Genomic DNA, 24,113 nt, shown 5'->3' on the forward strand with positions numbered 1-24,113 from the left:
GGGCACAGCAGCAGCCGGCGCGGGCACAGCAGCGGGAGCGGGCGCGGACGCAGCTGGCGCAGGCCCAGCAGCGGCAGAACCCGCGACCGCGGACGGAGTTTCCGGGCTGGATGGCACGCGCGCTCACCTCACCGTCGGGCGCGGGAAGCCCCGCGAATCGGCCGGCCACGATATCAGCCGATCTCGATTCGCTCATCCGTCACATGCCCACGCCCAACGCCCAACGCCCGCCCTCCCAGGGGGAGCCCCCGTCGGTCAGTATGGCGAAAAGTCGCAAGATCGTGCTGGTGGCCTGTGGATAAGGCGCGGGGCTGTGGAGAACGCGCGAATGATCGGCGGAAATGGCCTGACCAGGATCGCGTGCGGTGGGTGGTTCAGGGAAGGGTGCGCTTCAAGATCAAGCGATAGGAGTACACCGCGTACGTCAGGCTGCCGACCAGGATCATCACCAGGGCGATCCAGTTCTCGCCGCCGAGCAGGTAGTCGCCCTCGCTTGTGCGCACGCCGGCCGCGAGCAGCATCATCAGCGTCCACAGGGCCCAGGGCGGCCCGAGCGCCCACTTGCGGCGCGTGGTCGTGACGGCGAACCAGGCGATGCCGTAGTTCAGCACCGCGGCCAGCACCACCGACAGGCCGAGCAGTGGGCCGCCGCCGGAGCCGATCGCGTCGCCGCGCCACACCGACACCAGGTCGCCCGCGCGCAGCGTGGTCAGCAGCAGCTCGAACACGCCGCTCACGAACGACGCCAGGATGGCGACGACCAGGCCGCCCCACCGGATCAGCGACTCGTAGCCGGCCCACGGCTGGCGTTTCGGTGCGACCTCGATGGTGGGCCGCTCGCCGGACGCGACGTCGGCCGTCGTCTCGTCGCCGTCCGTCTGTGATGCGCTCACCGCGGTCTCCTCGTCCGAAGCGGCACGGGCCATCGGGACGCGGGCGCCCGTGTCCGCCCGGCTCATCGGGCCGAGCCCTCCGAGGCCGTGGCTGACTGCTCGAGGCCCAGGCCGCTGAACAGGTCGCTCTCCCAGCCGTGGGGGCCCTCGCCGGGGCCGCGCTCGCCCTTGGCGATCGTGTAGTACTCCACGCCCATGAACTCGCCGCCGAAGTCGCCGGCGATGCCGTAGAGCCAGGAGTTGTCGGGGATCTGGGTGGCGTGCGCGCGCATCGCCGCCACTTTCTGCTGGTAGTAGTCGGTGCCGTCGATCCGCGCGGCGATCTCGTCGTCGGGGTGGCCGAACGGCAGGTCCTCCACGCGCTCGACGTCGGCGAACGGGTTGTCGGAGAGCTCGCGGAACGCTTCCATGCCGTCGCGCAGGACGCTGAGCGGCATCGCGGTCCAGTAGATCTTCTCCGGGCCCTCGTCGCCGGCCAGCTCGGCCGCCCGCATGGCCACCCGGTGGGCCTGGATGTGGTCGGGATGACCGTAGAAGCCGTTCGGGTCGTACGTGATCATGACCTGCGGCCGGATCTCGCGGATGATCTCGAGGAGCAGCCCGGCCGCCTCGTCGAGGTCGGCCTGCCAGAACGCGCGCGGGTTGTCGTTGGTGGGCAGGCCCATCATCCCGGAGTCGCGGTAGCGCCCGGCGCCGCCGAGGAAGCGGTGGTCGGTCACCCCCAGCGCGGCGCAGGCGCGCTCGAGCTCGACGATGCGGTAGCCGCCGAGCTGGTCGGCCTGAGCGGCCTCGAGCTGCGCGAGTGCGGGTACGTGGATCTCACCCTCCTCGCCGAGAGTGCAGGTCACGAGCGTCACGTGGGCGCCGGACGCCACGTAGTGGGCCATGGTGGCGCCGGTGCCGGTGACCTCGTCGTCGGGGTGGGCGTGCACCAGCAGCAGCCGGCGTGCGGGCAGGGCGTCAGTCACGGGCGCAACTCTACGCGGGACCGCGGCGGAGGTTTCGCGATGCCGGGCTGCCGGTTTGGGGCGCGCGGAGGCATTGTGATCAGCGATGCTGTCCAGGTGGACTACCCCGGACTCGCGGAGCGCACCGGTCACTTCCGCTACGGCGCGCCGCACGCGGTGACGGTCGGCGGGGACGGCGCACGGGTGGCTTTCCTGCGCTCGTCGGGGCCGGAGGATCCGTACGGCAATCTCTGGGTCCTGAATGTGGCGACCGCCACCGAGACGCTGGTCTCGGCGAAACCGGTGACCTCGTACGCCGTCGATCGTGACTGCCGGACGGCGGCCTTCGCGTTCGAGGGCCGGCTCTGCCGGGCCGACCTGGTCAGCGGCGAGGTGACCGCCGTGCCGGCCGAGGGGCCGGTCGAGGATCCCCGGCCCGATCCCGAGGGTCGCCGCATCGGCTACGTGACCTGGCGGGACGGGGCGGCCTCGCTGCGGGTGGCCGGTCCCGAGGGCGATCGGCTGCTGGCCGGCGAGCCGGACAGCGCCTGGCGTGAGCACGGCGGATCCATCTCCTGGGGCGTACCCGACGACGCGGCCCGCCGGTTCGGCCGGCGGCGTGGCTGGTGGTGGGCGCCGGACGGCAACCAGATCCTCGCCGCGCGCACGGCCGCCTCGACCAGCCTGCACCTGCTCGACCTGGACTACGGCTGGGTCGACGTGCATTGGGACCGGGAGACTTATCCGTACGTGGTCAACGTGCGCTGGGCCGACAGCGGCGGCCCGCTGATCACCGTGCTGCGCCGCCTGCAGCAGCACGGCCTGGTGCTGGCGATCGATCCGCGTACCGGGGAGACGCAGGTGCACGCCGAGCTGGCCGACGCGCGCTGGGTCGAGCCGGTCACCGGCACGCCCCGGCACCTGCCCGACGGCCGGGTGCTGGTCGGCGGCGAGCTGGCCCACGACGGCTTCGACGCGCGCTGCCTGTTCGCCGACGGCAGCCTGTTGACGCCGCCCGGCCTCTACGTCCGGCGGGTCGTCGGCTCGGTGCCCCGCCCGGGCGGGCCGTCGGGGGCGCCCGACCTGATCGTCGAGGGCACCGAGGGCGACCCGTGGAGTCAGGACGTCTTCCGCGTGCGTACGTCTCTGGGCGGCGGTGGCGCCGAGGCCAAGAAGATCACCTCGGCCCCCGGCTGGCATCGGGCCGAGGCCGGCGGCGACGTCCTGGTCGTCGACGGCGAGGTGTGGCGCGGCGAGGCTCACGTCTCCACCCTGCGCACGCTGGCCGCGACGCCGCCCGCCGCGAACCCGCCGATTCTCGAGCGGGTGACCGACCGGCGGCTGCCGGCCGCGGTGCGGTACCCGGCGGCCTTCGTCAGCGGCACCCGCCTGCCGGTGCTGGTCACGCTCGGCGACGGCCCCGGACGGCAGCAGGTGGTGCACGACCCGCTGACCTGGCCCGAGAAGCAGTGGTGGGCCGACGCCGGCTTCGCCGTCGTCACGATCGACGGCCGGGGTACGCCGGGTGTGGCGCCCAGTTTCGAGAAGGTCGTGCACCGCCGGCTCGTCGACGTCTCGCTGGCCGATCAGGTGGACGCCTTGTTCGCGCTGGTCGGCAAGCATCCCGACCTCGACCTGTCGACCGTGGCCGTGCGCGGCGCCGGACTCGGCGGGTGGCTGGCGGCGATGGCTGTGCTGCGCCGGCCCGACATCTTCCATCGCGGCGTGGCCCGTTCGCCGGTGCTCGACTGGCACGACCTGCCGGCCCCCTTCGCCGAGCGCTACCTGGGCGACCGGCACGACTCGGCCGACGTCTACGCCCACCACAGCCTGCGCGGCGCCGAGCCCACCGACTCTCTGCTGGTCGTGGGGGCCACCCTGCCGGGTTTCGCGGCTGTGGAGTCGGCCACGCTCGAAGAGGAGCTGGCGTTCCTGCGCTGAAGTTTGTCGTACCCGTCCCCTAGGGTCGGTTCATGAGCCACTTCGATGAGGCGGCCACGGCGGTGCAAGCCGCTCTGGACGCCGGCGCCCGTTACGCCGACTGTCGCGTCATGCTGCGGCGCACCGAGTCGATGACCGCCCGCGACGGCGACGTGGAGGAGCTCGGTTCGGGCGAGAGCGCCGGCCTGGGCGTCCGGGCTCTGGTCGGCTCCAGCTGGGGCTTCTTCGCGGTGCCCGACCTGTCCGAGTCCGCGGCCCGCGCCGCCGGCCGCCGCGCGGCTCAGATCGCCACGGCCAGCGCCACGGTCCCCGGCCCGCCGGTCGAGCTGGTGCCGGGCGACCCGGTCGAGGCCAGCTGGGCCAGCGGGTGCGAGATCGACCCGCTCGGCGTCGGGCTGTCCACCAAGGGCGACCTGCTGGTGAACGCGACCGCGGCGGCCAAGCAGGCGGGCGCCGACCTGGCCGAGGGCATCTACCAGATCTGGGACACGCGGAAGTGGTTCGTCTCCAGCGACGGCCACCGCATCGACCAGCACATCCGCGAGTGCGGCGCCGGCGTCACCGCGAGCGCCTACGGTGACGGCGAGATCCAGCGCCGCTCCTGGCCGTCGCATCGGGGGCAGTACGGCACGAGCGGCTGGGAACTGGTCGACAGCCTCGACCTGGTGGGCCACGCGCCGCGCATGGCCGAGGAGGCCCGCGCCCTGCTCACCGCGCCGCTGTGCCCGTCCGGCGAGACCACCCTGGTGCTCGGCGGCGAGCAGCTGGCGCTGCAGATCCACGAGTCGGTGGGGCACGCCATCGAGCTCGACCGCATCCTCGGCTGGGAGGCGGCGTTCGCCGGTACGAGTTGGCTCGACCTCAAGCAGCTGGGCTCGCTGCGCTACGGCTCCGAGCTGATGAACATCACCATCGACCCGGGCATCCCGGGCGCGCTGGGCAGCTTCGGGTTCGACGACGAGGGCACACCGGCGACCAAGCGCGACGCGGTGCGCGACGGCATCTGGGTGGGCGTGCTGGCCGGGCGCGACTCGGCCGCGGTGGCCGGCCTCGACTACGCGGGCAGCGTCCGGTCCGACGGCTGGGCCCGGCTGCCGATGGTCCGGATGACCAATGTGGGCCTGGAGCCGGGCCCGCACACGCTCGACGAGATCATCGCGGCCACCGACGACGGCGTCTTCATGGACATCAACCGGTCCTGGTCGATCGACGACCGGCGGCTCAACTTCCAGTTCGGCTGCGAGATCGGCTACGAGATCAAGAACGGCAAGCTCGGCCGCATGCTGCGTAACCCGACCTACACCGGCATCGGCCCAAAGTTCTGGCAGTCGATGGACATGCTCTCCTCCGAGAGCATCGCCTGGGGCACGCCCAACTGCGGCAAGGGCCAGCCCGGCCAGGTGGGTCACACCGGCCATCCGGCCGCTCCGGCCCGGTTCACCAACGTGCGTGTGGGGGTGCGGGGATGACCGCCGACATCGTCCGGACGGGCGCCGAGCTCGAGCTCGCGGCCCGTGTCATCGAGCTGGTCCGCGAGGTCGCGGGCCCGGCCGCCGAGGCCGAGGTGACGGTGCGCCACGACGCCGAGGCGCTGACCCGGTTCGCCAACTCGGCCATCCATCAGAACGTGGCCGAGGCGACCACCACCATCCGGCTCCGCCTCCACCTGGACGGCCGTTCGGCGAGCAGCTCGACCACGGTGCTCGAGCCGGCCGGCCTGCGCGGGCTGGTCGAGCGCACGGTGACGGCGGCCCGGCTGAGCCCGCCCGACACGACGTGGCCGGGCCTCACCCCGCCGTCGCCGCTGCACGGCTCGGCCGGCCATCACGGCTCGGGCCCGCGGTCGGGTCTCGACTTCGGCTTCGACGAGGCGACCGCCCGGGCCACGCCGGCCGAGCGGGCCGAGCGGGTGCGCGATTTCGTCCGGGCGGCGGGCGGGCTCGAAACAGCCGGTTATTGCCGTACGACGTACACGTCGGCCGCCTTCGCCAACAGCGCCGGGCAGGCGGTCGAGGGCCGCACGGCCGAGGCGGCGATGGACGGCATCGCCCGCCTCGACGGCGCCGACGGGGTGGCCCGGCTGGCCGGTGGACGCCTGGCCGGCCTGGACGGGGCGGCGCTGGGCGCGCGGGCGGCGGCCAAGGCGAGGGCGGCGCGGAACCCGGTCGAACTGCCGCCGGGCCGGTACGAGGTGGTGCTCGAGCCCGAGGCGGTGGCCGACCTGCTCGACAACTTCGCGCTCTTCGGCTTCAACGGCCGGACGTTCGCCCAGAAACAATCGTTCGCCGAGCTCGGGGCCGACCAGTTCGACCCGGCCGTGACCATCGTGGACGAGCCGCTGGGCAGCCGCTCGGAGCCGGCCCCGGGCCTGCCGTTCGACGTCGAGGGCACGCCCCGCGAGTCGCTGGTGCTGGTACGCGACGGCGTGACGAAGGCCGTGACACACGACCGCGCCTCGGCCGCCGACGCGGGCACGACCTCCACCGGCCACGCGTCGCCGACCTCCCGCTCGTGGGGCCCGATGGCCGCCCACATGCGACTCGAGGCGGCCCCACCCGCGACCGAGCCGGAGATGCCCCCGGCGGGTCCGGACAGCCCGATCGCGGAATCGGCCCGCCCGCTGGTGTCCCGCATGGAGCGCGGCCTGCTGATCACCGACTTCTGGTACACGCGGGTCCTCGACCAGAAGGCCCTGATCATCACCGGCCTGACCCGCAACGGCGTCTGGCTGATCGAGAACGGCGAGGTGGTGGCCCCGGTGAGCAACATGCGCTTCACCCAGTCCTACCCGCAGGCCCTGTCCCCCGGCGCGGTCCAAGGCATCGGCAGCGAGTCACTGCTGCTGCCCGACCGCTGGTCCGGCACCCGCTACGCGGCCCCCGCCCTCCACCTGGCCAGCTGGAACCTCACCGGCAACGCCTCCGGCTGACCCCCACCCCCGCCCCGCCCACCCGGCCTCCTCCCCCGCCCCGCCCACCCGGCCTCCTCCCTCGGCCGGGCGGGCGCTGGGGGCGGGTCGGCGCTGGGCCGGGCGGGCGCTGGGCGGGGTCGGAGCATTGACCGGCGTGTTTCACTGAGCCGGTGAGCGAAACGCCGCGCGACCCGGATCCCGGCCGCCGGCCGGCCGACGGAGGCACGCCGGGCGGAGCGGCGCCGGGCGACTTTCCCACACCCGCCCGCGGGTTTCCCGCCGTGTCACCGACTCCGCCTTCTCCCACATCCACGTCCGGGTTCCCGTCCTCTTCGGCCCCGGTCTCCGGGCCTCCCGACTCCTCTTCCTCGGCCAGAGCCGGCTCATCTCCGGCCGGGCCTGACTCATCGTCGGCCGGGGCTCGTTCTTTTTCGGCCGGGTCTGGAGCAGAAGGGGCCACGCCGGGCGGAGGGGATGCCGCAGGCGCAAACGGCGGAGGGGATGCCGCAGGCGCAACCGGCGGAGGGGATGCCGCAGGCGCAACCGGCGGAGGGGATGCCGCAGGAGCGACCGGCGGAGGGGATGGCGCAGGAGCGACCGGCGGAGCCGCGCCTGCGGGAGGGGCGGCGGCCGGCGGATCTTCGGGTGGTGTGCCGTCGGCGGGGTTCTCGCCGGGCAGGGCCGCGCCCACGAGCGTTCGGGGGCGGCGGATGTTCGGGCTGGGGCCGGCGGGTGGCGGGGCGCGGGCTCGCCGGCGGCGGCAATGGTTCGTGGCCGCCATCTCGGTGGGGGCGGCCATCATCGTCATCGCGCTCTGTGTGGGGGCGCTTGCGGTGGTCGATGCGGTCGACGGCGTACGGGATCAAGCCTCTGATGCCCGTGACGTGCGGCAGGCGCGGGACGACCGGTGCCTCGACCTGGAACGGCGGCTCAACAAGCTCGTTCCGCCGGGTTCGGCCACCAGCCCGGTCGCCCGGGCCACTGCCATCCGCAACGAGAACGCGGCCGTACGGATCTTCGTGGCGGACGGGCCGTCGGCCGAGAGCCAGGACGACTGGCGGCAGCTGATCGACGCCCGCGCTGTCTTCGCCGACGCTCTCGACCGGCAGGCCAGGACGAACACCCCGGCCTTCTACGTCGTGCCACGCAACTCCGACGGGGAACCGGTCTCCGACGATCTCGTCGACGCCTCGCCGGCCGCCTGTGCGGGGTCGATCCGCCGCCTCGCCGCGCCGGACCTGTGATTCGTCCTATTTGTCTACCTCAGCACGTACGACGCAAGATCCATTAACGCTTTTGATCTTGTCGATGTGATGGGGGTCGAATTTTGTGATCCAGACCGCATCCCTGAGCGCGAAACTGTCTGACCCTCGGCGTAACGTGTGCTCCACATCACGGCGGCTGTCGAGGCTCCCCGCTCGTTCACAGCCGGGTCCCAAGGACAGAGGCACGATCAGGAGATCGAATGACGACGACGGCAACGAGGCCGGGCGCGGGCCGATCGCGCGCGGCCATCATGGCGAAGACGTTGCGCACCGACCGGTGGTGGCTTCCACCGCTGATCACCTTCGTTGGCCTCGCGGCCTGGGTCACGTACGCGACGGTCCGCGTCTTCATGCACAAGTGGTATTTCGTCGAGGCGTACCACTATCTGACGCCGTTCTACTCGCCCTGCGTCACCGATCGGTGCGTTCCCGAGGCGGCGCTGTTCGGCACCCCGCTGCCGAGTTTCTGGCTGATCCCCGAGGCCGCCTTCACGCTGCCGTTCCTGCTGCTGTTCCGGCTGACCTGCTACTACTACCGCAAGGCGTACTACCGCGCCTTCTGGCTCTCGCCGCCGGCCTGCGCCGTGCCCGACGGTCACAGCAAGTACTCGGGTGAGACCCGGTTCCCGCTGATCTTCCAGAACGCCCATCGGTACGCGTTCTACGCCGCCGCCATCATCTCGGTGATCAACACCTGGGACGCGATCATCGCCTTCCGCAGTCCGGGCGGCGGGTTCGGCTTCGGGCTGGGCAACGTGATCCTGGTCGGCAACGTGGTGATGCTCTGGGCGTACACGCTGTCCTGCCACTCCTGCCGCCACATCGCCGGCGGCCGCCTCAAGCACTTCTCGAAACACCCGGTGCGCTACCGGTTCTGGACCTTCGTGTCCAAGCTGAACACGCGCCACATGCAACTGGCCTGGATCACCCTCGGCACGCTCGCGCTCACCGACTTCTACGTCATGGCGCTGTCGGCCGGTTGGTTCTCCGACCTGCGGTTCGTCGGCTAGGGGGCGGCGCGCACACATGAGCACTCGCATCGAACGACACCACTACGACGTCGTCGTCATCGGGGCCGGCGGGGCCGGCCTGCGGGCGGCGATCGAGGCCCGGCTGGCCGGCAAGCGTACGGCGATCATCTCGAAATCGCTGTTCGGCAAGGCCCACACGGTCATGGCCGAGGGCGGCGCGGCCGCCGCGATGGGGAACGTGAACAGCCGCGACAACTGGATGGTGCACTTCCGCGACACCATGCGCGGCGGCAAGTTCCTCAACAACTTCCGGATGGCCGAGCTGCACGCCAAGGAGGCCCCGGAGCGGATCTGGGAGCTGGAGACCTACGGCGCGCTCTTCGACCGTACGAAGGACGGGAAGATCTCCCAGCGCAACTTCGGCGGTCACGAATACCCGCGGCTGGCGCACGTCGGCGACCGTACCGGCCTCGAACTGATCCGCACCCTCCAGCAGAAGATCGTGTCGCTGCAGCAGGAGGACTTCGCCGAGACCGGCAACTACGAGTCGCGGATCCGGGTCTTCGCCGAGACGACCATCACCGAGCTGCTGCTCGACGGTGACCGGGTGGCCGGCGCCTTCGGCTACTACCGCGAGTCCGGCGAGTTCATCCTGCTCGAGGCGCCGGCCGTGGTCCTCGCGACCGGCGGGGTCGGCCGCAGCTACAAGGTCACGTCGAACTCGTGGGAGTACACGGGCGACGGTCACGCGCTGGCCCTGCGCTCGGGCGCGACGCTGATCAACATGGAGTTCCTCCAGTTCCACCCGACCGGCATGGTCTGGCCTCCGAGCGTCAAGGGCATCCTGGTCACCGAGTCGGTCCGTGGTGACGGCGGCGTGCTGCGCAACTCCGACGGCAAGCGCTTCATGTTCGACTACGTGCCCGACGTCTTCCGCAAGCAGTACGCGGAGACCGAGGAAGAGGCCGACCGGTGGTACGAGGATCCCGACAACAACCGCAGGCCCCCCGAGCTGCTTCCGCGTGACGAGGTCGCCCGCGCGATCAACTCCGAGGTCAAGGCGGGCCGGGGCACCCCGGCCGGCGGCGTCTACCTCGACGTCTCCACCCGGATGCCGGCCGAGGTGATCACCCGGCGGCTCCCGTCGATGTATCACCAGTTCAAGGAGCTGGCGGATGTCGACATCACCAAGGAGCCGATGGAGGTCGGGCCGACCTGTCACTACGTGATGGGCGGCGTCGAGGTCGACCCCGACTCGGGTGCGGCCCTGGGCACGGTGGCCGGCCTGTTCGCGGCGGGCGAGGTGTCCGGCGGCATGCACGGCTCCAACCGGCTCGGCGGCAACTCGCTCTCCGACCTGCTGGTCTTCGGCAAGCGCGCCGGGGAGCACGCGGCGGCGTACGCGGACTCGCTCACCCAGAAGCCGCGTGTGCACACGCCCGACGTCGAGGCGGCGGTCACGACCGCCCTGGCGCCACTGCAAAGGCAGAGCGGCGAGAACCCGTACACCCTGCAACAAGATCTTCAAGCGGTGATGGGCGACCTGGTCGGCATCATCCGCCGGGCGGGCGAGCTGACCGACGCCCTCAAGCGGCTGCAGGAGCTGAAACTGCGGGTGGCCAATGTGGGCGCGACCGGCGGACGGCTCTACAACCCGGGCTGGCACCTCGCGCTCGACCTGCGCAACATGCTGATCGTCTCGGAGTGCACGGCCAAGGCGGCGCTCGAGCGGGAGGAGTCGCGCGGCGGGCACACCCGTGAGGACTTCCCGCAGATGAACCCGCAGTGGCGCCAGGTCAACCTGGTCTGCTCGCTCGACAAGAACGGCGACGTGCACCTCGAGCGCAAGCCGCTGCCGACCATGCGGGACGAGCTGATCGAGCTGTTCGACCGCAGCGAGCTCGCGAAATACATGACCGAGGACGAGCTGAGCCGCGCTCCGGGCGAGGCGCACATCCCCGGGGCACGGACCGACGCACAGAGCAAGACGGAGGCGAAGTAATGGGCACCAAGCGCCACTTCCGCGTCTGGCGCGGCGACTCGTCCGGCGGCGAGATCCAGGACTTCGACGTCGAGGTCAACGAGGGTGAGGTCGTGCTCGACATCATCCACCGGCTTCAGGCCACGCAGACGCCCGACCTGGCCTGCCGGTGGAACTGCAAGGCCGGCAAGTGCGGCTCGTGCTCGATGGAGATCAACGGCAAGCCGAAGCTGGGCTGCATGACCCGGATGTCCACCTTCGAGGAAGGCGAGACGGTCACGATCACGCCGCTGCGGACCTTCCCGGTCATCCGCGACCTGGTCACCGACGTGTCCTTCAACTACGAGAAGGCTCGTGAGACGCCGGCCTTCGCGCCCCCGGCCGGGGTGGCGCCCGGCGACTACCGCATGCAGCAGATCGACGTCGAGCGGAGCCAGGAGTTCCGCAAGTGCATCGAGTGCTACCTCTGCCAGAACACGTGTCACGTCGTCCGTGACCACGAGGAGAACAAGGCCGCGTTCTCCGGCCCGCGCTACTTCATCCGCGCCGCCGAGCTCGACATGCACCCGCTCGACGAGCGCGAGGATCGCAAACAGTACGCGCAGGCGCACCAGGGCCTCGGCTACTGCAACATCACCAAGTGCTGCACCGAGGTCTGCCCCGAGCACATCAAGATCACCGACAACGCGATCATTCCGATGAAGGAGCGCGTGGTCGACCGGCGGTACGACCCCCTGGTCTGGCTCGGCCGCAAGATCTTCCGTCGCGACGAGCTGGAAACCGCCAACATGGCGCCGAGCGTTTCGACCGGGGTGACCGGGGCGGGGGACGCCACTCCGTTCTCCAGCGCGCGGATGCCCGAGAACGCGCCGGTCCGCGAGGACGGCCGGATGGACGTCTCCGAGATCTCGCTGCCCACCCAGGGCGGCCCGTCACCGTTCGGCGACGACATCTCCTTCCCGCTCCCTCCGGATGAGGTGTCCTACAGCCGCCCGGCCGACCGGGCGGACTCGGGTTCCGACCCCAGCGCGCACTAGTTCTTCGTCAACCAGAGTTCCAGGCCGTCCAGCAGCCGCTCCAGGCCGAAGGCGAACCCTTCGTCCAGGAGCTGCTGCTGGTCCCGGCCGGCCACGCCGGCGTTGCGCCGCCATTCGTCGTAGGCGGGGTGCTCCGCGGCCATCTTCTCCACATAGGGCTTCACCTGCTCGGCCATGCCGGCCAGGTCCAGGCCGCTCCGCTTGATCGCGGACTGGGCGGCCGCCTCGGTGGTCGCGGCGCCGATGACGTGCGCGTTGATCAGCGCGCTGGCATGCGACAGCGGCATGCCCGTGAAGCCGGCGCCGGTGAGCAACTGCACGATCCGATCACCCATGCGCATCGCGTTCGGCCCCAGGGTCGGATGGGTACCGAGCAGGCCGATCACCCACGGGTGACGCAGCAGCGCTGAGCGCATGCCGTTCGCCCACACCGAGACACCGACGCGCCAGCCGGTGTCGCCCGGCTCCGGCACGTAGATCTCGCCGATCACCTCGTCGACGGCCAGTTCGAGCAGCTCGTCCTTGCTCGCTACGTGCCAGTAGAGCGAGGTCGCGCCCGAGCCGAGCTTGGTGCCGAGGCGGCGCATGCTCAGCCCGGCCGGGCCCTCCGCGTCCAGGATCTCCATGGCGGCGCGCAGGATGTGCTCCCGGCTCAGGGTCGGCTGACCGTTGCGGGTGCGCGGCGGGCGCAGCCACACCGAGTCGGCGAACTTCGAGGTCATGAGCCCATCCTAAAGCCACTCGCACAGTGTTCGAGTCGACTGGTACGGTGTGCGAGTCAATCGCACAGTGTTCGAGAACGGGGGCTTTTCATGGACGAAGAACGCAACCCGCGCCGCTGGCTGATCCTCGGCGTGCTCTGTTTGAGCCTGCTGGTGGTGGTCGTCGACAACATGGTGCTCAACATCGCCATCCCGTCGCTCATCCGCGACCTGGGCGCGAGCTCGGCCGACATTCAGTGGATCATCGACGCGTACATCCTGGTCTTCGCCGGTCTGCTGCTGACCGCCGGCAGCCTCTCCGACCGGCACGGCCGCCGCCGCGGGCTGGTGACCGGCCTGATCGTCTTCGGCAGCGCGTCGGTGCTGGCCACGCTCTGCCAGACGCCCGGGCAGCTCATCGCCGTCCGCGGCCTGATGGGCGTAGGAGCCGCGTTCCTCATGCCGGGCACGCTGTCGATCCTCACCACGGTCTTCGACGAGTCCGAGCGCAAGAAGGCCATCGCGATCTGGAGCTCGGTGCTGATGCTCGGCTCGCTCGGCGCGCCCACCCTGGGCGGCCTGCTGCTGGAGCACTTCTGGTGGGGTTCGATCTTCCTGCTGAACGTGCCGATCGCGATCCTCGGCGTCGTGGCCGCCCTCGTGGTCATCCCGGAGTCGTACGGCCGCGCGTCCCGTCCCGACGTGATCGGCGCCCTGCTGTCCACGGTCGGCATGGCCGCCCTGATCTGGGGCATCATCCGCGCGGCGCAGGACGGCTGGTCGGCCGCGACCACCCTCGGCGGATTCGCGATCGCGGTGGCCGGGCTGATCGCGTTCGCCCTCTGGGAGCGACGGGTCGCCGAGCCGATGCTGCCCTTGACGCTCTTCCGCGACCGCAATTTCGGCGGCGCCAGCCTGTCGATCGTCCTGCTGTCGTTCTCGGCCGGCGGCGTACTGCTCGCCCTGACCCAATATCTGCAATTCGTTCTCGGGTACGGGCCCATGAAGGCCGGCCTGGCGTTCGTCCCGCTGCTCGTGACCGCCGTGGTCTTCAACGGCATCGGCGTCATGGTCGACAAACGGTTCGGTACGAGGGTGGCGCTCGCGTCCGGGCTCCTGCTGATGGCGGGCGGGTTCGGCGTGCTGGCCTCGCTCGCGCCGGGCGATGGATACGCGCGCCTGGCGATCGCCCTGGTGGTGATCGGCGCGGGCAGCGGCACGGCCGGCCCGGCCGCCTACGGGACCCTCCTCGGCGCGCTGCCACCGGACCGGGTCGGCGTGGGTTCGGCCGTCAACGACACGGTGCAGCAGGTGGGTACGGCGCTGAGCGTGGCGGTACTGGGCAGCGTGCTGACCGCGGCCTATCGCGGGGCGATGCCGTCCGACGCCCCCGAGGAGGCCCGCCGCTCGATCGGCGACGCCCTCGGTGTCGCGGCGTCGACGGGAGACGCGGCTCTGGCCCGGCTGGCGCAGAGCTCCTTCGTCGAGGCGATCTCCGCCACCGCCCTGGTCGGCGTGGTGGGCGGCGTGATCGCCGCTGTGGTCGCCGCCTCTGTTCTGCGCCCGAAGCCGGCCGCCCTTCCCTCTCCCACCGCCGACCTTCCCTCCCCCACCGCCGACCTTCCCTCCCCCACCGCCGACCTTCCCTCCCCCACCGCCTCCCGTTTCGACGGCTCCTCCCCCACTGCCGCCGCCCCTTCCGCCGCTACCCCCTCCGCCGGAGCCACCCCTTCCTCTCAAGCCACCTCTGGGCGGCCTTGATATCCGGATATTTCCAGCGACTCCGAGTTATCCACAGGGCCGAAACGATCTTCGAACATCCGTACTAAGCTTGCGCCATGACCAGCACCTATCAGCCGTCGATGTTCGATCTCGCCGACGAGAGCGGCGGCCCGGCCACCGAGGTCGGGCCGCTCGCGGGGCGCCTGAAACGCCACGAGCTCACCGCCGGGGCGTGGGTCGACGTGCTGCCGGGCTGGCTCCAAGGCTCCGGCGAGGTCTTCGAGACCCTGCTGGGCATCGACTGGCGAGCCGACCGCCGGCAGATGTACGACTCCGTCGTCGACGTCCCGCGCCTGCTGCGGTGGTACGGCGGCGACGAGGAGTTGCCCCACCCCGCGCTGACCGGCGCCAAGGCCGAGCTCAACCGACATTACGCCGCGGAGCTGGGCGAGGATTTCGTCACCGCGGGCATGTGCCTCTACCGCGACGGCCGCGACAGCGTCGCCTGGCACGGCGACACGCTCGGCCGCTCGGCCCGCCACGACACCATGGTCGCGATCGTCTCGCTCGGCGCGCCGCGCCAGCTCTCGCTGCGGCCCCGCGCGGGCGGCCACGAGACTCTGCGGTTCCCGCTGGGTCACGGCGACCTGATCGTCATGGGCGGGTCCTGCCAGCGCACCTGGGAGCACGCGATCCTCAAGACGGCCAAGCCGGTCGGGCCGCGGATCAGCGTCCAGTTCCGCCCCATCAACGTGGCTTGACGCCCGCCTGAGCTTTTCGGAGACGACCCGGGGCCGACGGCCCGCGGGGCGCTGCATCATGCCGGTAAAAGCCGAATGAAACAACATGGAAACAGACGGTTGACGTGCTCGGCCAGAAAGTTACACTCCAAGTGTAAATAGTTGACCTTCACTTTCTACACAGGACGGACGTCGCTGCCCGGCGCCCGTCTGTACAGGCCACTCTGCCGGTTCGAGCCGAGGTGACCATGTCAACGGATTCGTCAGCGTCCTCGACCGCGAGCTCCGATTCCTCCGAGGATCAAGGGCTCGCGCTCCAACACATAACCGTCCGCTTCGGTGGTCTGCTCGCCCTCGACGACGTGTCGCTCCGGGTGCCGCCCGGGCGCGTCGTCGGCATCATCGGGCCCAACGGCGCCGGCAAGACCACTCTGTTCAACGTGATCTGCGGCTTCGTGTCGCCGCAGTCGGGCGCCATCACGCTCGACGGGCGGGCCTTCCGGCCCCGGCCCCACCACCTCAGTGGCCGCGGCATCGCGCGCACTCTTCAGGGCGTCGGCCAGTTCAACGGCATGACCGTTCTAGACAACGTGCTGGTCGGCGCGCGCTCCCGCAAACACGAGGAGGAGGCGTGGGCCGCGCTCGAGCGCTGCGGCGTCGCCGAGCACGCGGCCGCCCTGCCCGCCTCGCTGCCCTATGCGAAACGTAAGCGGGTCGAGCTGGCCCGCGCCCTGGCCGCCAAGCCGCGCATTCTGATGCTCGACGAGCCGGCCGGTGGGCTGGACGCCGACGAGATCCGCTGGCTGGCCACCCTCATCCAGGAGTCGGACTGCACGGTCCTGCTGGTCGAGCACCACATGGACCTGGTCATGTCGGTGTGCGACGAGATCCTGGTCCTCGACTTCGGTAAGCCGATCGCGCTCGGCACGCCCGCCGAGATCCGCAACGACGACAAGGTCGCCGAGGCCTACCTGGGAGCGGCCGCGTGAGCGCGTTGCTGGAGGTCGACGGCCTCACGGTCGGCTACGGGGCCGCGCCGGTGCTGCACGACGTCAGCCTCAGCGTCCAGGAGGGACAGATCGTCGCCGTGCTGGGCGCCAACGGCGCCGGCAAGACGACGTTGCTGCGCGCCCTCTCGGGGCTGCTGCCGCCGGCCGCGGGCCGCGTCGTCTTCGACGGCGTCGACCTGCGCGGCGTCAAGGTCGAGCGGCTGGTCCGGCACGGCATCGCCCACGTGCCCGAGGGCCGCGGCGTGGTCACCGAGCTCACCGTCGACGAGAACCTGCGGCTCGGCGGTCTCTGGCGCAAGCCGCAGCCGCCACTCGCGCCGATCTACGAGCTGTTTCCCCGGCTCGCCGAGCGGCGCTCGCACCTCGGCCATCAGCTCTCCGGCGGGGAGCGGCAGATGCTGGCGATCGGCCGCGCCCTGGCCGCGCAGCCCCGGCTGCTCCTGCTCGACGAACCGTCGCTGGGGCTCGCGCCGCGGGTCACCGGCCAGATCATGGCGCTGCTGCGCGACCTGCGCGACCGCACCGGGCTGGCCGTCCTGCTGGTCGAGCAGAACGTGCGCAGCGCGCTCTCCATCGCCGACCAGGGCGTCGTGCTCTCGCTGGGCCGTGTGGCCGCCCGCGACGACGCCGCGGCGCTCGCCGACGACGCCGATCTCCGGCACGCCTACCTGGGGTTCTGACATGGACCGTTTCCTGTTCCTGACCTTCGACGGGCTCAGCCGGGGCGCCGTCTACGCGGCGTTCGCGCTGGCCCTGGTGCTGATCTGGCGGGCCACCCGGATCGTCAACTTCGCGCAGGGCGCGATGGCGGTGGCCACGGCGTATGTCGGCTATTCGGTGGCCGACGCGACCGGCTCGTACTGGGTCGGGTTCGCCGTGGCGCTCGTGGCCGGGCTGCTGCTCGGCGCCGCCGTCGAGCGGGTGGTGATGCGCTTCGTCGACCACTCCTCGCCGCTCAACGGGGTGGTCGTGGCGCTCGGGCTCGTACTGATCATCCAGGGCGTCCTCGGCATGATCTACGGCAACGAGTTCCGGCCGGCCGAGGCGCCGTTCAGCCGGGACGCCTTCAACATCGGCGGCGTCGCCCTGCTCTCGCGCTACGACGTGTTCGTCTTCGCGGCCGTGGGCGCCGTGGTCGTCCTGCTGACCCTGCTGTTCACCCGCACGCCGACCGGCCTGCGGATGCGGGCGGCGGCCTTCGCGCCGGACGTGTCGCGCCTGCTCGGCGTGCCGGTCGGCGGGATGCTCACGCTGGGCTGGGCGCTGGCCGCCGGGGTCGGTTCGCTCGCCGGGATGCTGGTCATCCCGACCGAGCTAGGGCTGCACCCGACGGCGATGGACGTGCTGTTCATTTCGGCCTTCACGGCCGCCGTGCTGGGCGGGCTCGACAGCCCGATCGGCGCGGTCATCGGCGGCCTGGTCGTCGGCCTCGTCCTGTCCTACATCAGCGGCTACCTCGGCGCCACGGTCGCCCCGATGGCCGTCCTCGGCCTGCTCGTGGTCGTCCTTCTGGGCCGGCCCGACGGATTGTTCGCCCGATCGAAAGCGAGGACGGCATGACGGTGCTTCGAGATCGGGTCACCACTCGGATGATCGCGCCGGTCACCCGGCGGCGGCTCAACCCGTTCCTCATGGTCGCGCTCGGCGCGGTGCTGGTGGTCGCGTTGACGTACACGCTGCCGCCGTTCCGGATCTATCAGTTGGCGACGATCGGGGCGTATCTCTGCGTCACGGCCGGGCTGACCGTCCTCACCGGACTCAACGGACAGCTGTCGCTGGGACACGGGGCCCTGATGGCCACCGGTGCCTACACGCTGGCGCTCTGGCAGAACAAGTTCAACCTGCTCGCGGTCGGCATCGTCGTGGCGGTCCTGGTGACCACGGTCGCCGGACTGGTCATCGGGCTCGCGGCGGCCCGGCTGCGCGGACCCTATCTGGCCGGTCTCACGCTCGCCGTCGCCGTGGTCGTCCCGTCGGTCACCAGCACGTTCGACGAGACCTTCAACAGCGACCAGGGTCTGTCGGTCATCCTCAACCCGCCGCCCGAGTCGATGACCGTCGAGCAGTGGCAGGCCTGGGTCTGCTGGGGCGGCGCCCTGGTCACGGTGCTGGCGCTGGCGCTGGTCACGCGGGGCCGATTCGGGCGGGACATGCGGGCCGTGCGCGACGACGAGACCGCCGCCAAGCTGGCCGGTATCAGCATCGCCCGGACGCAGGTCTGGACCTTCGTGATCTCGGCCGCCGGCGCCGGGCTGGGCGGCGCCCTGTTCGCCGTACTCGCCCAAAGCGTGTCTCCCGGCGCCTTCCCGCTGACGCTCTCGCTCTTCCTGGTGATGGCGATCGTGATCGGCGGTCTGGGCCGGCTCTCGGGGGCCGTGATCGGCGCCTTCCTGCTGGTCGCGCTGCCCGCGGTCGCTCACGAGATCGGCGAGGCGTCCGGATCCCAGCGACTCGAGGGCAACCTCGCCCTCACCTTCTTCGGCGTCGTTCTCGTCGTCGTCATGCTGGCCGCCCCGGGCGGCCTCGCGTCACTGCGAATCCCGCGCTCCTGGCGGGCTCGCCTCGGCAGGAAACCCGCGCACCGAGCGGGCTCGTAACCCCCTAATTCCCTGAGATCTGTGCGCAGAAAGGCCGATGATGAAACGCACCACCGCGATCGTCCTCGCCGCCGTGCTGCTGGCCGCGGCCGGTTGCAGCAACACGGGCGACAGTAATGGCAGCAGCAGCGGCGGAAACACGCCGGGAGTGACCGACACCGAGATCGTGGTGGGCACGCACATGCCGCTCACCGGCCCGGCCGCCGCCGGGTACTCCAAGATCGCGCCGGCCACCAAGGCCTACTTCGACTACGTCAACGCCAACGGCGGCGTCCACGGCCGCAAGATCACTTACAAGATCATGGACGACGGCTACAACCCGGCCAACACCCAGCAGGTCGTGCGCCAGCTGGTGCTCCAGGACAAGGTCTTCGCGATCCTGAACGGCCTCGGCACCCCGACACACACCGGCGTGCTCGACTTCCTCAAGACCAACCGGGTGCCCGACCTCTTTGTGGCCAGCGGCAGCCGCAGCTGGAACCAGCCCGACAAATATCCGGGCACCTTCGGCTTCAACCCCGACTACACCGTCGAGGGCAAGATCCTGGGCACGTACGTCAAGGAGAACCACGCCGGCAAGAAGACCTGCTTCCTCGGGCAGGACGACGACTTCGGGCGGGACAGCCTGGCCGGCGTCGAGAAGGTGCTCGGCCCGGTCGCGGCCAAGCAGTCCTACGTGACCACCAACCCGAACGTCGGGCCGCAGGTCGGCGCGCTCAAGGCGGCCGGCTGCCAGGTGGTCGTCCTCGCCACCGTGCCCGGCTTCACCGCGCTCACCATCGGCACCGGCGCCAAGCTCGGCTTCAAGCCGCAGTACGTGGTGAGCAACGTCGGCTCCGACCCGACCACGCTGGCCAAGACGCTCGGCGCCGCCGCGCCGCTGCTCGAGGGAGTCGTGGCGGCGAACTACCTGCCGCTGGCCAACGACGACGCCAATCCGTGGATCCAGCTGTACACCAAGGTCAACAAGGAGTACAACAACGGCGCCGAGCTGGACAACAACGTCGTCTACGGCATGTCCGTCGCCTACCTGTTCGTCCAGTCGCTCCAGGCCGCCGGCAAGGACCTGACCCGCGACGGCATCATCGCCGCCGTGCAGAAGGGCGGCTTCACCGGGCCGGGCCTGGTGCCGGTGCGCTATTCGGACAAGGATCATTCCGGGTACGGCGGTGAGCAGCTCACCAAGATCGCCGGTGGCAAGGCGCAGTACTTCGGCAAGCCGTACCGCACCGACGACGGGGACGGAGCGGTGGAGGTCTATGACTCGCCCGCGGCGACCCCGCCGCAGAACGGCATTCCCGCTGCCTAAGGTTGGCGACGGCGGCAACTGCTAATTAGTGTCTGCACGAATAGTGCAAATAGAGAAACTGAGGAGCGGCGATGGCGGACCAAGTGGCGATCGTGACCGGAGCCAGCAGGGGAATCGGGTTCGCCATCGCGCAACGCTTCGTGGCCGACGGATACAAGGTGTGCGTCACGGGCCGGGACGCGGAAGCGCTCGACACCGCCGCCAAGGATCTGGGCGGGCCGGACGTGGCGATCGGGGTGGCCGGCAAGGGTGACGACCCCGACCACCGGGCCGCGGTGATCGACACCGTGCTGGGGCAGTTCGGGCCGGTCACCACGCTGGTGAACAACATCGGGATCAACCCGGTGTACGGTCCGCTCGGCACGATCGACCTGAACGCGGCCCGGAAGATCTTCGAGGTGAACGTCATCGGCACGCTCGGCTGGGTCCAGGAGTCCCTGCGGGGCGGACTGGGCGAGGGCGGCGCGATCGTCAACATCTCGTCGGTCTCCGGCGTCCGCCCCTCGCCGGGCATCGCCTTCTACGGGGTCACCAAGGCCGCGCTGATCCACCTGACCGAGGAACTGGCCGTCGAGCTCGCGCCCAAGGTCCGGGTCAACGCGGTCGCCCCGGCCGTGGTCAAGACGCGGTTCGCAACCGCGCTGTACGACGGCCGGGAGGAGAAGGTCGCGGCCGCCTATCCCCTGGCCCGCCTCGGCGTGCCGGAGGACGTGGCCGGCGCGGTCGCCTTCCTCTGCTCGCCCGACTCGGCCTGGATCACCGGGCAGACCGTCGTCATCGACGGCGGCGTGACGCTGACCGGGAGCGTCCAGTGAAGCGAGTCGTGGTCACCGGCGCCGGTGGCGGCATCGGCGCCGCCCTGGCCCGCCGGTTCGCGGCCGAGGGGGCCGAGGTGATCGTCAACGACCTCAACCCGGACGCCGCGCAGGCGGTCGCGAGCGAGATCGGCGGCCTGGCCGTGGCCGGCGACGCCGCGAACGAGGACGACACCCGCAACCTCATCGACACGGCGTGGGCCGAGCTGGGCGGCATCGACCTGTTCTGCGCCAATGCCGGCGTGCTCACGGCGGGCGACCAGAGCACGCCGGACGAGGTGTGGCTGCGCGACTTCAACGTCAACGTGATGTCGCACGTCTACGTCACCCGGGCCCTGCTGCCCCGCTGGCTCGACCAGGGCGAACAGAAGCGCCTCGTGATCACGGTGAGCGCCGCCGGGCTGCTGTCGCTGCTGGGCAGCGCGCCGTACGCGGTGACCAAGCACGCCGCCCTGGCCTACGCCGAGTGGCTACGCGCCACGTATGCCCACCGCGGCGTGACCGTGCAGGCGCTGTGCCCGCAAGGGGTGCGCACCGACATGCTGACCCGCGGCAACGAGCGGGGCAGCGCCAGCGCCGCGCTGCTGGCCGAGAGCGCCATGGAGCCCGACGAGGTCGCGACGGTCGTGGCCGAGGCCCTGAAAGGCGACAGCTTCCTGATCCTGCCCCATCCCGAGGTGGCCGAGTTCTATCGTCTGCGGGCCGGCGACACCGACCGCTGGCTGGGCGGCATGAACAAGATGCAGCGGGCCTTCGAAGGGAGCAGCCGGTGAGAGGACTCGACCTCGAACGACTGCGGGCCTACCTGGGGTCGGACGCCGAGCTCACCGGCCGGATGTTCGCCGGCGGGCGCTCCAACCTGACGTACGCGGTCACCGACGGCGAGAAGCGGTGGGTGCTGCGCCGGCCGCCGCTGGGGCACGTGCTGCCGACCGCGCACGACATGGCCCGGGAGCACCGCGTCCTGGAGGCGCTGTCCAAGGCCGGCTTCCCGGCTCCGCGGCCGGTGCTGCTCTGCACCGACACCGAGGTCATCGGGGCGCCGTTCTACCTGATGGAGCACGTCGACGGGCGGATCTACCGCGACGTCGCCGACCTCCAGGCGCTCGGCCCCGACGCGTTGCGCGGCCTGATCCTGTCGCTTGTGGACACGCTGGCCGATCTGCACGCCCTCGACCCGTACGCCATCGGTCTCGGCGATTTCGGGAAGCCGGAAGGCTTCAACGCGCGCCAGGTGAGCCGCTGGAAGAAGCAGCTCGACGCGTCGCGCAGCCGCGACGTGGCCGGCATCGACGAGCTGCACGCGCGGCTCGCGGTGGACATCCCGGCCGGCGGACCCGGTGCCGTGGTGCACGGCGACTTCCGGCTCGACAACGTGCTCATCGGCGACGACCTGGGCATCAACGCGGTCCTGGACTGGGAGATGTCCACGCTCGGCGACCCGCTCAGCGACGTCGCGCTGATGGTCGTCTACGCCGGGTTGCCACTCAACGTCGGCGAGGACGGCAAGCCGACCGCGCCGCTGAGCGTGCCCGGCCATCCGACGATCGCCGAGCTGGGCGCCCGGTACGCGGAGCGCAGTGGGCGCGATGTGAGTGATCTCCACTGGTATGTGGGATTCGCCGCTTTCAAGCTGGCGGTGATCCTCGAGGGTGTGCACTACCGCTACGTTCAGGGCCAAACCGTGGGTGAGGGCTTCGAGACGATCGGCAACCTCGTCGGACCGCTGGTCATGCGGGGCCACGAGGCGCTGGAGGGACACTGATGGACTTCGGCTTCGACGCTCAGACCGAGGACTACCGCAAGAGGCTGCTCGCCTTCATGGACGAGCACGTCTACCCCGCCGAGGCGGGCTATCACAGCGGCGACGGCTGGGAGCCGCCGCCGATCCTGGAAAGCCTCAAGGCCGCGGCGAAAAGCGCCGGCCTGTGGAACCTCTTCCTTCCCGGTGAGCACGGCGCCGGACTGACCAACCTTCAGTACGCTCCGCTGGCCGAGATCACCGGCCGCAGCCCATCGATCGCGCCGGCCGCGCTGAACTGCGCGGCGCCGGACACCGGCAACATGGAGGTGCTGGCCGAGTTCGGCACCGACGAGCAGAAGAAGCAGTGGCTGGCGCCGCTGCTGGACGGTACGATCCGCTCCGCCTTCGCGATGACGGAACCGCAGGTCGCCTCGTCGGACGCCACGAACATCGGCACCCGCATCGAGCGCGACGGCGACGAGTACGTCATCAACGGGCGCAAGTTCTACATCACCGGCGCGATGAACCCGAACTGCCGGATCTTCATCGTGATGGGCAAGACCGACCCGGAAGCGGCCCGGCACGTGCAGCAGAGCCAGGTGCTGGTCCCCCGGGACACGCCGGGCCTGACGGTCAAGCGCGGCATGACGGTCTTCGGCTACACCGACGGCGACCACGGCGGACACGCCGAGCTGATCTTCGAGAACGTCCGGGTGCCGGTCACCAACCTGATCGGCGAGGAGGGCGGCGGCTTCGCGATCTCGCAGGCGCGCCTCGGCCCCGGCCGCATCCACCACTGCATGCGCCTGATCGGCATGGCCGAGCGGGCGCTCGAGCTGATGTGCAAGCGGGCGCTCACCCGCACGCCGTTCGGCAAGCCGCTGGCCGAGCAGGGGGTCGTGCAGGACTGGATCGCGGAGTCGCGGGTGCGCATCGAGCAGGCCCGCCTGCTGGTGCTCAAGGCCGCGTGGCTGATGGACACGGTCGGCAACAAGGGTGCCCACACCGAGATCCAGGCCATCAAAATCATCGTGCCGTCCACCGTCGAGTGGATCGTCGACAAGGCCATCCAGGCCCACGGCGCCGCCGGCACAAGCCAGGACACGCCGCTCGCGGCCCTCTGGGTGGCCGCGCGTACGCTGCGCCTGGCCGACGGCCCCGACGAGGTCCACAAGCGCTCCCTGGCCCGACGGGAGTTGAACCGCTACCGGAGCACCACGTGACCAACACGCTGCACCATCCCCCAGCCGACGCCGCCCCACCCGGGCCGCGCCGCACGGCCCACGCCGCCCGACCCGGGTCGCACCGCACGGCCCGCGTCGCCGCACTCGGGCCGCGCCGCACAGCTGACGCCCTCGGGTCCGGGCCGCGCCATGCTGTCGGCGGCGTAAGCCCGGGCGTAAGCGCGGGCACCGGCGTAAGCGCGGGCACCGGCGTAAGCGCGGGCACCGGCGTAAGCGCGGGCACCGGCGTAAGCGCGGGCACCGGCGTAAGCGCGGGCACCGGCGTAAGCGCGGGCACCGGCGTAA

21 protein-coding genes are annotated in these 24,113 nt (G+C 71.0%); 18 read left to right on the top strand and 3 right to left on the bottom strand.

Translation table 11 applies throughout. The features are described from left to right. Positions 1–374: 374 nt before the first annotated feature. On the bottom strand, positions 375–893 hold the full coding sequence (locus ACGFJ7_RS04480) for a hypothetical protein (RefSeq protein WP_360243220.1): 519 nt from the start codon (positions 891–893) through the stop codon (positions 375–377). A 62-nt stretch (positions 894–955) separates the two neighbouring features. Continuing rightward, a complete protein-coding gene (mshB, locus tag ACGFJ7_RS04485) occupies positions 956–1,861 on the bottom strand; it encodes an N-acetyl-1-D-myo-inositol-2-amino-2-deoxy-alpha-D-glucopyranoside deacetylase (protein WP_392640879.1) in 906 nt (301 codons plus the stop codon). Positions 1,862–1,900: 39 nt separating this feature from the next. Here mshB and ACGFJ7_RS04490 point away from each other — a divergent pair, with 39 nt between their 5' ends. From ACGFJ7_RS04490 to ACGFJ7_RS04520, 7 genes are all read left to right on the top strand, one after another. Next, positions 1,901–3,781: a prolyl oligopeptidase family serine peptidase gene (locus tag ACGFJ7_RS04490; protein ID WP_392640882.1), complete on the top strand. Its 1,881-nt coding sequence runs from the start codon at positions 1,901–1,903 to the stop codon at positions 3,779–3,781. Between the two features lie 32 nt (positions 3,782–3,813). Then, positions 3,814–5,250, top strand: a complete 1,437-nt coding sequence (locus tag ACGFJ7_RS04495; RefSeq protein ID WP_360243229.1) for a TldD/PmbA family protein — start codon at positions 3,814–3,816, stop codon at positions 5,248–5,250. Beyond that, positions 5,247–6,710 (top strand): TldD/PmbA family protein, encoded by a 1,464-nt coding sequence (locus tag ACGFJ7_RS04500; protein WP_392640884.1) that lies wholly within the window; start codon positions 5,247–5,249, stop codon positions 6,708–6,710. The genes ACGFJ7_RS04495 and ACGFJ7_RS04500 overlap by 4 nt, the downstream gene beginning before the upstream one ends. A 692-nt stretch (positions 6,711–7,402) precedes the next feature. Further along, positions 7,403–7,936 carry a hypothetical protein gene (locus ACGFJ7_RS04505; RefSeq protein ID WP_392640886.1) on the top strand — a complete coding sequence of 178 codons (534 nt, stop codon included), beginning with the start codon at positions 7,403–7,405 and terminating at the stop codon, positions 7,934–7,936. Between the two features lie 221 nt (positions 7,937–8,157). After that, positions 8,158–8,967, top strand: a complete 810-nt coding sequence (locus ACGFJ7_RS04510) for a hypothetical protein (RefSeq protein WP_360243238.1) — start codon at positions 8,158–8,160, stop codon at positions 8,965–8,967. A 16-nt stretch (positions 8,968–8,983) separates the two neighbouring features. Further along, positions 8,984–10,930 (top strand): fumarate reductase/succinate dehydrogenase flavoprotein subunit, encoded by a 1,947-nt coding sequence (locus ACGFJ7_RS04515; protein ID WP_360243241.1) that lies wholly within the window; start codon positions 8,984–8,986, stop codon positions 10,928–10,930. Then, complete coding sequence (locus tag ACGFJ7_RS04520; protein WP_360243244.1) at positions 10,930–11,946, top strand: succinate dehydrogenase/fumarate reductase iron-sulfur subunit; 1,017 nt, start codon at positions 10,930–10,932, stop codon at positions 11,944–11,946. The genes ACGFJ7_RS04515 and ACGFJ7_RS04520 overlap by 1 nt, the downstream gene beginning before the upstream one ends. Here ACGFJ7_RS04520 and ACGFJ7_RS04525 read toward each other — a convergent pair. Beyond that, positions 11,943–12,668 (bottom strand): TetR/AcrR family transcriptional regulator, encoded by a 726-nt coding sequence (locus ACGFJ7_RS04525; protein ID WP_392640889.1) that lies wholly within the window; start codon positions 12,666–12,668, stop codon positions 11,943–11,945. The two genes, ACGFJ7_RS04520 and ACGFJ7_RS04525, sit on opposite strands and share 4 nt — an antisense overlap. Positions 12,669–12,758: 90 nt before the next feature. Between ACGFJ7_RS04525 and ACGFJ7_RS04530 the strand changes: the two genes are divergently transcribed. The 11 genes from ACGFJ7_RS04530 (at position 12,759) to ACGFJ7_RS04580 (ending at position 23,807) form a co-directional block, all read left to right on the top strand. Further along, positions 12,759–14,408, top strand: coding sequence for an MFS transporter (locus tag ACGFJ7_RS04530; protein ID WP_392640891.1), 1,650 nt, complete (start codon positions 12,759–12,761; stop codon positions 14,406–14,408). A gap of 77 nt (positions 14,409–14,485) precedes the next feature. Next, on the top strand, positions 14,486–15,130 hold the full coding sequence (locus tag ACGFJ7_RS04535; protein ID WP_360243253.1) for an alpha-ketoglutarate-dependent dioxygenase AlkB: 645 nt from the start codon (positions 14,486–14,488) through the stop codon (positions 15,128–15,130). 227 nt (positions 15,131–15,357) lie between these two features. Then, positions 15,358–16,098 (top strand): ABC transporter ATP-binding protein, encoded by a 741-nt coding sequence (locus ACGFJ7_RS04540; protein WP_360243256.1) that lies wholly within the window; start codon positions 15,358–15,360, stop codon positions 16,096–16,098. Further along, entirely contained in the window at positions 16,095–16,799 is a 705-nt protein-coding gene (locus ACGFJ7_RS04545; protein WP_360243259.1) for an ABC transporter ATP-binding protein, read from the top strand. The genes ACGFJ7_RS04540 and ACGFJ7_RS04545 overlap by 4 nt, the downstream gene beginning before the upstream one ends. A 1-nt stretch (position 16,800) precedes the next feature. Further along, positions 16,801–17,679, top strand: a complete 879-nt coding sequence (locus tag ACGFJ7_RS04550) for a branched-chain amino acid ABC transporter permease (protein WP_392640894.1) — start codon at positions 16,801–16,803, stop codon at positions 17,677–17,679. After that, positions 17,676–18,716 (top strand): branched-chain amino acid ABC transporter permease, encoded by a 1,041-nt coding sequence (locus ACGFJ7_RS04555; RefSeq protein ID WP_392640896.1) that lies wholly within the window; start codon positions 17,676–17,678, stop codon positions 18,714–18,716. Before ACGFJ7_RS04550 ends, ACGFJ7_RS04555 begins: the two co-directional genes overlap by 4 nt. A gap of 40 nt (positions 18,717–18,756) precedes the next feature. Then, positions 18,757–20,025, top strand: a complete 1,269-nt coding sequence (locus tag ACGFJ7_RS04560) for an ABC transporter substrate-binding protein (protein ID WP_360243649.1) — start codon at positions 18,757–18,759, stop codon at positions 20,023–20,025. 71 nt (positions 20,026–20,096) lie between these two features. Further along, on the top strand, positions 20,097–20,840 hold the full coding sequence (locus ACGFJ7_RS04565; RefSeq protein ID WP_392640898.1) for an SDR family oxidoreductase: 744 nt from the start codon (positions 20,097–20,099) through the stop codon (positions 20,838–20,840). Next, positions 20,837–21,613 carry an SDR family oxidoreductase gene (locus tag ACGFJ7_RS04570; protein ID WP_360243268.1) on the top strand — a complete coding sequence of 259 codons (777 nt, stop codon included), beginning with the start codon at positions 20,837–20,839 and terminating at the stop codon, positions 21,611–21,613. Before ACGFJ7_RS04565 ends, ACGFJ7_RS04570 begins: the two co-directional genes overlap by 4 nt. Beyond that, on the top strand, positions 21,610–22,605 hold the full coding sequence (locus ACGFJ7_RS04575) for a phosphotransferase family protein (RefSeq protein ID WP_392640900.1): 996 nt from the start codon (positions 21,610–21,612) through the stop codon (positions 22,603–22,605). Before ACGFJ7_RS04570 ends, ACGFJ7_RS04575 begins: the two co-directional genes overlap by 4 nt. Further along, positions 22,605–23,807 carry an acyl-CoA dehydrogenase family protein gene (locus ACGFJ7_RS04580; protein WP_392640902.1) on the top strand — a complete coding sequence of 401 codons (1,203 nt, stop codon included), beginning with the start codon at positions 22,605–22,607 and terminating at the stop codon, positions 23,805–23,807. Before ACGFJ7_RS04575 ends, ACGFJ7_RS04580 begins: the two co-directional genes overlap by 1 nt. Positions 23,808–24,113 lie beyond the last annotated feature (306 nt).

Origin of the sequence: Actinoplanes sp. NPDC048988 (assembly GCF_043197815.1) — a bacterium.
Classification (GTDB): domain Bacteria; phylum Actinomycetota; class Actinomycetes; order Mycobacteriales; family Micromonosporaceae; genus Actinoplanes.